Origin of the sequence: Bradyrhizobium sp. SHOUNA76 (assembly GCF_023006445.1) — a bacterium.
Lineage (GTDB): Bacteria > Pseudomonadota > Alphaproteobacteria > Rhizobiales > Xanthobacteraceae > Bradyrhizobium.
In genome coordinates this window covers 1-7,109 of the sequence record NZ_JALBHA010000349.1, presented here as the reverse complement: position 1 = coordinate 7,109, position 7,109 = coordinate 1, and the positions used below count along the sequence as shown (strand labels likewise).

7 protein-coding genes and 2 pseudogenes are annotated in these 7,109 nt (G+C 64.1%); 3 read left to right on the top strand and 6 right to left on the bottom strand.

All coding sequences use genetic code 11. The annotated features are described in order from the left end of the window. Nucleotides 1–236: 236 nt before the first annotated feature. The 6 genes and pseudogenes from MOV74_RS27030 to hpaR all read right to left on the bottom strand — a co-directional run bounded on the left by MOV74_RS27030 (nt 237) and on the right by hpaR (nt 5,563). Entirely contained in the window at nt 237–1,541 is a 1,305-nt protein-coding gene (locus MOV74_RS27030) for a methyl-accepting chemotaxis protein (RefSeq protein ID WP_246929553.1), read from the bottom strand. Beyond that, nucleotides 1,519–2,037, bottom strand: a complete 519-nt coding sequence (locus tag MOV74_RS27025) for a PAS domain-containing protein (RefSeq protein ID WP_246929551.1) — start codon at nt 2,035–2,037, stop codon at nt 1,519–1,521. The genes MOV74_RS27030 and MOV74_RS27025 overlap by 23 nt, the downstream gene beginning before the upstream one ends. A gap of 242 nt (nt 2,038–2,279) precedes the next feature. Then, nucleotides 2,280–3,803, bottom strand: coding sequence for a UxaA family hydrolase (locus tag MOV74_RS27020; RefSeq protein WP_246929549.1), 1,524 nt, complete (start codon nt 3,801–3,803; stop codon nt 2,280–2,282). A gap of 98 nt (nt 3,804–3,901) precedes the next feature. Beyond that, nucleotides 3,902–4,678 carry an aldolase/citrate lyase family protein gene (locus tag MOV74_RS27015; protein ID WP_246929548.1) on the bottom strand — a complete coding sequence of 259 codons (777 nt, stop codon included), beginning with the start codon at nt 4,676–4,678 and terminating at the stop codon, nt 3,902–3,904. A gap of 129 nt (nt 4,679–4,807) precedes the next feature. After that, nucleotides 4,808–4,969, bottom strand: a pseudogene (locus MOV74_RS27010) (malate dehydrogenase); the annotation flags it as partial. A gap of 75 nt (nt 4,970–5,044) precedes the next feature. After that, nucleotides 5,045–5,563, bottom strand: coding sequence for a homoprotocatechuate degradation operon regulator HpaR (hpaR, locus tag MOV74_RS27005; protein ID WP_246929545.1), 519 nt, complete (start codon nt 5,561–5,563; stop codon nt 5,045–5,047). 111 nt (nt 5,564–5,674) lie between these two features. Between hpaR and hpaH the strand changes: the two genes are divergently transcribed. The 3 genes and pseudogenes from hpaH to MOV74_RS26990 all read left to right on the top strand — a co-directional run. Further along, nucleotides 5,675–6,481: a 2-oxo-hept-4-ene-1,7-dioate hydratase gene (gene hpaH / locus MOV74_RS27000; RefSeq protein WP_246929542.1), complete on the top strand. Its 807-nt coding sequence runs from the start codon at nt 5,675–5,677 to the stop codon at nt 6,479–6,481. A 30-nt stretch (nt 6,482–6,511) separates the two neighbouring features. Further along, nucleotides 6,512–6,910: a 5-carboxymethyl-2-hydroxymuconate Delta-isomerase gene (locus MOV74_RS26995; protein WP_246929540.1), complete on the top strand. Its 399-nt coding sequence runs from the start codon at nt 6,512–6,514 to the stop codon at nt 6,908–6,910. Then, nucleotides 6,903–7,109 (top strand): annotated as a pseudogene (locus MOV74_RS26990) (5-carboxymethyl-2-hydroxymuconate semialdehyde dehydrogenase); the annotation flags it as partial. The gene MOV74_RS26995 and the pseudogene MOV74_RS26990, both read left to right, overlap by 8 nt.

The following is a 7,109-nucleotide window of genomic DNA, read 5'->3' as shown; positions in this document are numbered from 1 at the left end:
GGGCTCCGATCCGATCGAACGGCGACCCAGCTCGGGCGGCCACCCGGGCTGGGCCATTCCTCACGGAACGGCTCAATATAATCGATCGCCCTAATACAAGGGTGGGCAAAGCGAAGCGTGCCCACCACCTGCGCTTTTAATCGGGAAGATGGTGGGCACGGCGCAAGTGCGCCTTTGCCCACCCTACGATTCCGAGCAAGCGGATAGAGCCCGCCCCATCTCGCCGCTATCGCGCCCTACGCCGCAGACGTCAGCCGCTGCAAAAACTGCGTCACTTCGCGCCTCAGTGTCTCGACTTCGCCGTGGACGCGTTCGGAGGCGCTGTTGACGCGGCTGGCCACGCGGCCGGTGTCGGCGGCGGCTTCGCTGATGCCTGACACGTTGGAGGAGACCTGCGAGGTGCCGGCCGAGGCTTCCTGGACGTTGCGGGCGATCTCGCGGGTCGCGGATCCCTGCTGCTCGATGGAGGCCGCAATCGCGGCGGTGATCCCGTTGATCTCCCCGATGGTCTGCGCGATCGCCTCGACGGCCGCGACCGAGTTGGTCGTCGATTGCTGCATCTCGCCGACCTTCGCGCTGATCTCTTCAGTGGCCTTCGCGGTCTGGTTGGCGAGGCTCTTGACCTCGGAAGCCACTACCGCGAAGCCGCGGCCGGCCTCGCCTGCCCGCGCCGCCTCGATCGTGGCGTTGAGCGCCAGCAGGTTGGTCTGCTCGGCGATCTCGCTGATCAGCTTGACGACGTCGCCGATCCGCAGCGCGGCCTCCGCAAGGACGCGGATCTCGCTGCCGGCGCGATTGGCCTCATTGACGGCGCGACTGGTGCTGTTGGTCGATCCCGCCACCTGGCGGCTGATCTCCGCGATCGAGGATGCGAGCTGCTCCGCGGCGCTCGCCACCGTCGCAACATTGCCCGAGGCCTGATCGGACGCGCTGCGCATGCCGGACGTCTGGCGGTTCGTGATCTCCGCCGCAGCCGCCATCTGGCCGGCGTCGGATTCCAGATCAGTCGCGGCGCTCATGAGGCTGCCTGCGACTTCGTCGAGATGCGTGCCGAACTGGTTTGCCAGGCCGGCGATCTCGACCACGCGACGGCCGAGACTGTCGGTGCCGGCATTGATCACGCTGGCCGAGCGGCGGAACGAGCCGGGCAATCCGCGCGCGAGGATCTTGCGGAAATACTTGCCGCGGCTGGCATAGTCCATCGATGCCGAAGCCTCGCGGACGAAGGCATCAGTGATGTCGAGCATGTCGTTGACCGACTTCTGGACGGCGCCGATTCGCCCCGCCTGCCGCTCGCTCAGAATACGCGCTTCGAGATCGCCGCGCGCCGCCTTGCGGCACACATCGGCCACTTCATCGACGGCCACCGCCGCGCGATGCTGGCACCAGAGGCCGCAGCCGAGCAGCAGGATCGCAGCGCCGAGCGGCGCTCCACTGATGATTCCGCTCCAGCCGAGGAGCGAGGCGACGAACGCGATAGTGACGAGAAGACACGCGAGCGCGGTCGCTCCCTGCGCCTTAGAGAGAGAGCACAAATTCATCGTAAGCAACACCGTTTTGCTTGAGCAGAGCGACCATCACGTCGAAGCTCGCACGCATGCCGTCCCTGGCATTGGCGTGGCGCGCCTCTTCCGCGCAGAGCGCTTTATAGATCGGCTTGATGCGCTCGACCGGCGCCGGATCGGGCCTGCGTCGATTGGAATGATAGCCGATGATGTTGCCGCGATCGTCCAGCGTCGGGGTGACATGGGCGAACACCCAATAGTGGCTGCCATCCCCGGCAAGATTGACGACGTAGGCGAAGATTTCCTGCTTGGCCTGGAGCGTATCCCACAGCAGCTTGAAGACGCAGCGTGGCATATCCGGATGGCGGATCAGGCTGTGGGGCGCGCCCATCAGCTCCTTCCAGGGGTATTTCGCCATGCGGAGAAAGACGTCGTTGGCGTAGGTGATGCGGCCTTTGAGATCGGTCTTCGATACGATGAGCTCCTCCTCACCGAGGAGATTTTCCACCCCAGTAGGACGTATCGCTTGCATCGTTTTGATCCCTAGACAAAGGCCGGCACCACCACGCTGTGGAGCCGCATCACACCTGTCTACGGCAACAGTGTTAATCAGGTGTAAGTCCGGGAACCTCTGGACGAGATGCGCGCCTCCGTATCATTACTTAGCGAACGATCACTGCATGTCACGCAACTACGCGCGTTGCACTTATCGCTCGGGCGCATTGCTTCAGACGATTCAGTTGCGACTGCGTCGCGATTGCGTCCGCGCTGCGACTACATCGTCGCGCCCAGCACCCATGGCGCGAACTCGGCGCCGCCGAAATCGAAGCTCTCGCTCTTGGTCGGCTGACCCGAGGCGGTCTTGAGGATGAGTTCGAAGATGCGCTGGCCGCATTGCTCGACGCTTTCCTCGCCTTCGAGGATGGTGCCGCAATTGACGTCCATGTCCTCTTCCATGCGCTTGTACATGGGCGTGTTGGTGGCGAGCTTGATCGAGGGCGCCGGCTTGCAGCCGAACACGCTGCCGCGGCCCGTGGTGAAGCAGACGAGATTGGCGCCGCCCGCCACCTGCCCGGTTGCTGCGACCGGGTCGTAGCCGGGCGTGTCCATGAAGACAAAACCCTTCTTGGTGATGGGCTCGGCGTAGCGCAGCACCTCGACGAGGTTGGTGGTGCCGGCCTTCGCCATCGCGCCGAGCGACTTCTCCAGAATGGTGGTGAGACCGCCGGCCTTGTTGCCGGGGCTCGGATTGGCATTCATCTCGGCGCCTTCGCGCGTCGTGTACTCGTCCCACCAGCGCATGAGATCGACCAGCTTCTCGCCGACCTCGCGGCTGACGGCACGGCGCGTCAGCAGATGTTCGGCGCCGTAGGTCTCCGGCGTCTCCGACAGGATCACGGTGCCGCCGTGGCGCACGATGAGATCGCTGGCAGCACCAAGCGCGGGATTGGCTGATACGCCGGAATAACCGTCCGAGCCGCCGCATTGCAGAGCGACAGTGAGTTCGCTCACGGGCACGGACTCGCGCGTGACCTTGTTGGCGTCGGCGAGCGCCTCGCGCACGAAGGCGATACCGGCTTCCACCGTCTTGCGGGTGCCGCCGACCTCCTGGATGTCCATCGCGCGCAGGCGGCCGGCGAGCTTCTGCTCTTCCATCAGGCCGCCGATCTGGTTCACCTCACAGCCGAGGCCAAGCACGATGACGTGGGAGAAATTGACGTGGCGGGCGTAGCCGCCGAGCGTGCGGCGGAGCAGCGCCAGCGGCTCGTTCTGCGTCATGCCGCAGCCGGTCTTGTGGGTCAGCGCGACCACGCCGTCGACATTGGGAAAGTCGGCCAGCGGATTATCGCCGGTGAATGGATTCTTCTTGAAGACGTCGGCGACGAGGCTCGCGACATGCGCGCTGCAATTCACCGAGGTGAGGATGCCGATATAGTTGCGCGTCGCGACGCGGCCGTCCGGGCGGCGGATGCCCTCGAAGGTCGCCGGCAGGTCGAAGTTCGGCGTCGGCTTGACGTCGGCGCAATAGGCGTAGTCCTTGGCGAAATCGCCCATGCCGCAATTCTGCACGTGCACATGCTGGCCCGGCGCGATCGGCACCGTGGCAAAGCCGATGATCTGGCCGTAGCGCTTGACCGGCTCGCCCACCGCGATCGGCTTGATCGCGACCTTGTGGCCGGAGGGAATGCGCTCGAGCGTGGTCACGCCGTCGGCGACCACCGTCCCCGGCGGCAGGCTGGCGCGCGCGATCAGCACGCCATCATCGGGATGCAGGCGGATGACGGGGCTGATGGTCATGGCGAATCTCCTTCGGAGGCGAATAGCGAGTGGTGAGTGGCGAATGGAAAAAGGGGAGCAGCACTATTCGCTACTCCCCATTCGCCGTTCGCGAGAGCTTAGGCCTTCCCGCCCGAATCCTTGCGGGTCGCATTGACCTGCATCTTGGCGTAAGTGGTCATCAGGCCGACCTCGTTCGAGAGCGTCACCAGCTTGAAGCCCATGTTGATGGCACGCGTTGCGCCTTCGGCGCCGCTGCAATGGATGCCGGGGTTGAGGCCGCGCTTGCCGCATTCCTTGATGATCTTCTCGTAGATCGCGAGGATCTCGGGCTCGCTGCGGTCGAGCTTGGGTTCGAGGCCGTAGGAGAAGCCGAGGTCGGACGGGCCGATATAGACGCCGTCGATGCCCTCGACGTCCAGGATCGCTTCCATGTTCTCGACCGCGGTCTTGGTCTCCATCATCGGCAGCAGGATGGTGTCGGCATTCGCGGTCTTCTGATAGGAGCCCGCGGTGCCGTACATGCCGGCGCGGATCGGACCGTTGGAGCGCACGCCCTGCGGCGGATATTTGGAATAGGAGACCAGGTTCCTGGCCTCCTGCGCCGTGTTGACCATCGGGCAAATGACGCCATAGGCGCCGCCGTCGAGCACCTTGCCGATGATGCCGGGCTCGTTCCAGGGCACGCGGACCATCGGGGTGACCGGATGCTTGTCCATGGCCTGGAAGCACTGCACCATCGACAGATAGTCCTGCACGCCATGCTGCATGTCGACGGTGACGCTGTCGAAGCCGCATTGCGCGATCATCTCGGCCGAGAAGCCGGAGGGAATTGCGAGCCACGCGTTGACCACGGCCTTGCCCGACTTCCAGATTTCCTTGACCTTGTTCGCCACGTTGCCTTCCTTCTTTGTTGTTTGGACCGTGTTATTTGGACCATCGTCACCATGACGAGCGCCGCGACAGCACAATCCCGCTGTTACCGCGAACCGGGCCGCCGCGCTACGCTCGCAATGGCGCAAGACCTATGCGGTCGCCCTCTGGATGCTGATCTCGCTGACGCCGACCTCGCGGGCCGTGTTCACTATCGCCGCCCAGGTGTCATCCGGCAAGGGGATGCCGTTCTGGGCGCGCTCAGCGCGGGTTTTCCGCTCGGGATCGCCGGGAATCAGCACCTGATCGACCACCAACGTGGCAGCAGTTTGGGCGAAAAACCCCGTTTATGTCCATGGCTCGCGGCACCCGGACGCGCATATCAGCTCTCACTCCTCGGCACTTGCCTCCTCGGCGCCGCCGAGCTCTGCAAGACTCTGTTCGAGCGCACCTAGCATGTCCTGCAATTCGGCGAGTTTGCGTGCGCCAAAGCGTCGCGTGATCTCGGCATAGATCGCCTCCGAATTCGGCGCCACCGAGGCCATCAGCTTCACCCCCTCTTTCGAGATCGAGACCATGCTGCGGCGCTGATCCGTCTTGGCGGTCTTGCGCTCGATCAGCTTGCGCGCCTCGAGATCGCGCAGGATGCGTGACAGGCTCGGTCCGAGCAGGAAGGCGGTGCGCGCCAGTTCCGTGACCTCGACCGCTTCGATCGCCGCCAGCGCGCGCAGGATACGCCATTGCTGCTCGGTCAAGCCGTGCTCGCGCAGCGAGGGACGGAACTGCCGCATCACCGCTTCGCGGGCCCGCAGCAGCGACATCGGTAGCGAGCGCGAGAAATCGCGCATCGGCACCTGGCGCGCGGCGGGCGCGCTTCCGTTCGCTGGATCAGCCGGTCTCTTCACCATGATGCCCTTTCAAACCGCAATACGTTTGCAGTGCAGCAAGCCGAAATTGTGTTTGACGCATTCACTTAACATGTTAAGCATCTCCTGCCACCCCAATTTGTAAGATCACGAATGGCGCTTTCCAACGACGATATCCAAGCTTGCGCGAAGCGTCTGCACCAGGCGGAGAAGACCCGCACGCAGATCCGCCAGCTCTCGCAGGACTTCCCTGAGATCACCATCGGCGATGCCTACGCGATTCAGAAGGCCTGGGTCGACGTCAAGATCGCGGAGGGGCGCATCGTCAAAGGCCACAAGATCGGCCTGACCTCGAAGGCGATGCAGAGCGCACTTGATATCGATGAGCCGGATTCCGGCGTGCTGCTCGACGACATGTTCTTCGCCGATGGCGGGATCATTCCGACCGAGCGCTTCATTGCGACGCGCGTCGAAGCCGAGCTCGCCTTCGTCATGAGCAAGCGGCTGTCGGGGCCCAATTGCACGCTGTTCGACGTGCTCAACGCCACCGAATTCGTCGTGCCGGCGCTGGAGATTTTGGATACGCGGATCGAGCGCGTCGATCCCGTGACCAAAGCAACGCGCAAGATTTTCGACACCATCGCCGACAATGCGGCCAATGCCGGCATCGTGCTCGGGGGACGGCCGATCCGCCCGCTGGATGCAGACCTGCGCTGGATCGGCGCGCTCTGCTTCAAGAACGGCCAATTGGAAGAGACGGGGCTCGCCGCCGGCGTGCTCAATCATCCTGCGACCGCCGTCGCCTGGCTCGCCAACAAGATCGCGCCGCTCGGCCTTGCGCTCGAGCCGGGGCAGGTCGTGCTTGCGGGCTCCTTCATCCGCCCGATCGAGACCCGCAAGGGCGACACAATTCAGGCCGACTATGGCGCCTACGGCTCGGTCAGTTGCTACTTCGCGTAAAGCAATAAGACGACAGGGAGTGAAACCGCGATGCCGCATTTCACGATCGAATATTCGGCCAATCTCGATAGCCAGCTCGACATGAAGCTGGTGTGCGAAGTCGTGCGCAAGGCAGCGGTCGAGACCGGCATCTTCCCGCTCGGCGGCATACGCGTTCGCGCCATCCGCTGCGAGCATTATGCGATTGCGGACGCACGGCAGGACTACGGCTTTCTCGACATGGTGCTGCGCATCGGCGAGGGCCGCGACCTCAAGACGCGCCAGAAGGCCGGCGAACACGTCTTCCAGGCGCTTTCCCGATATCTCGATCCCGTCTTCGCCGCCAGCAAGTTCGCCTTGTCGTTCGACATGCAGATCAACGACAAGGACACCAGCTGGAAGCGCAACAACATCCACGACGCCCTGAAAGCGGAAGCCGCCCATGGATAAGCCCACCCCGAAAGCCGATGTGTTCCAGGCCAACCGCGACCGCGTCGCGCCGCTCTTGAAGAAGCTGCGTGCCGACGGCATCGGCCACATGATCGACGGCAAGACCGTTCCCTCGACCTCCGGCGAGACGTTCGAGACGAAGTCGCCGGTCGATGGCGCGACGCTCGCGAGCGTCGCGCGCGGCACCGCCGAGGACATC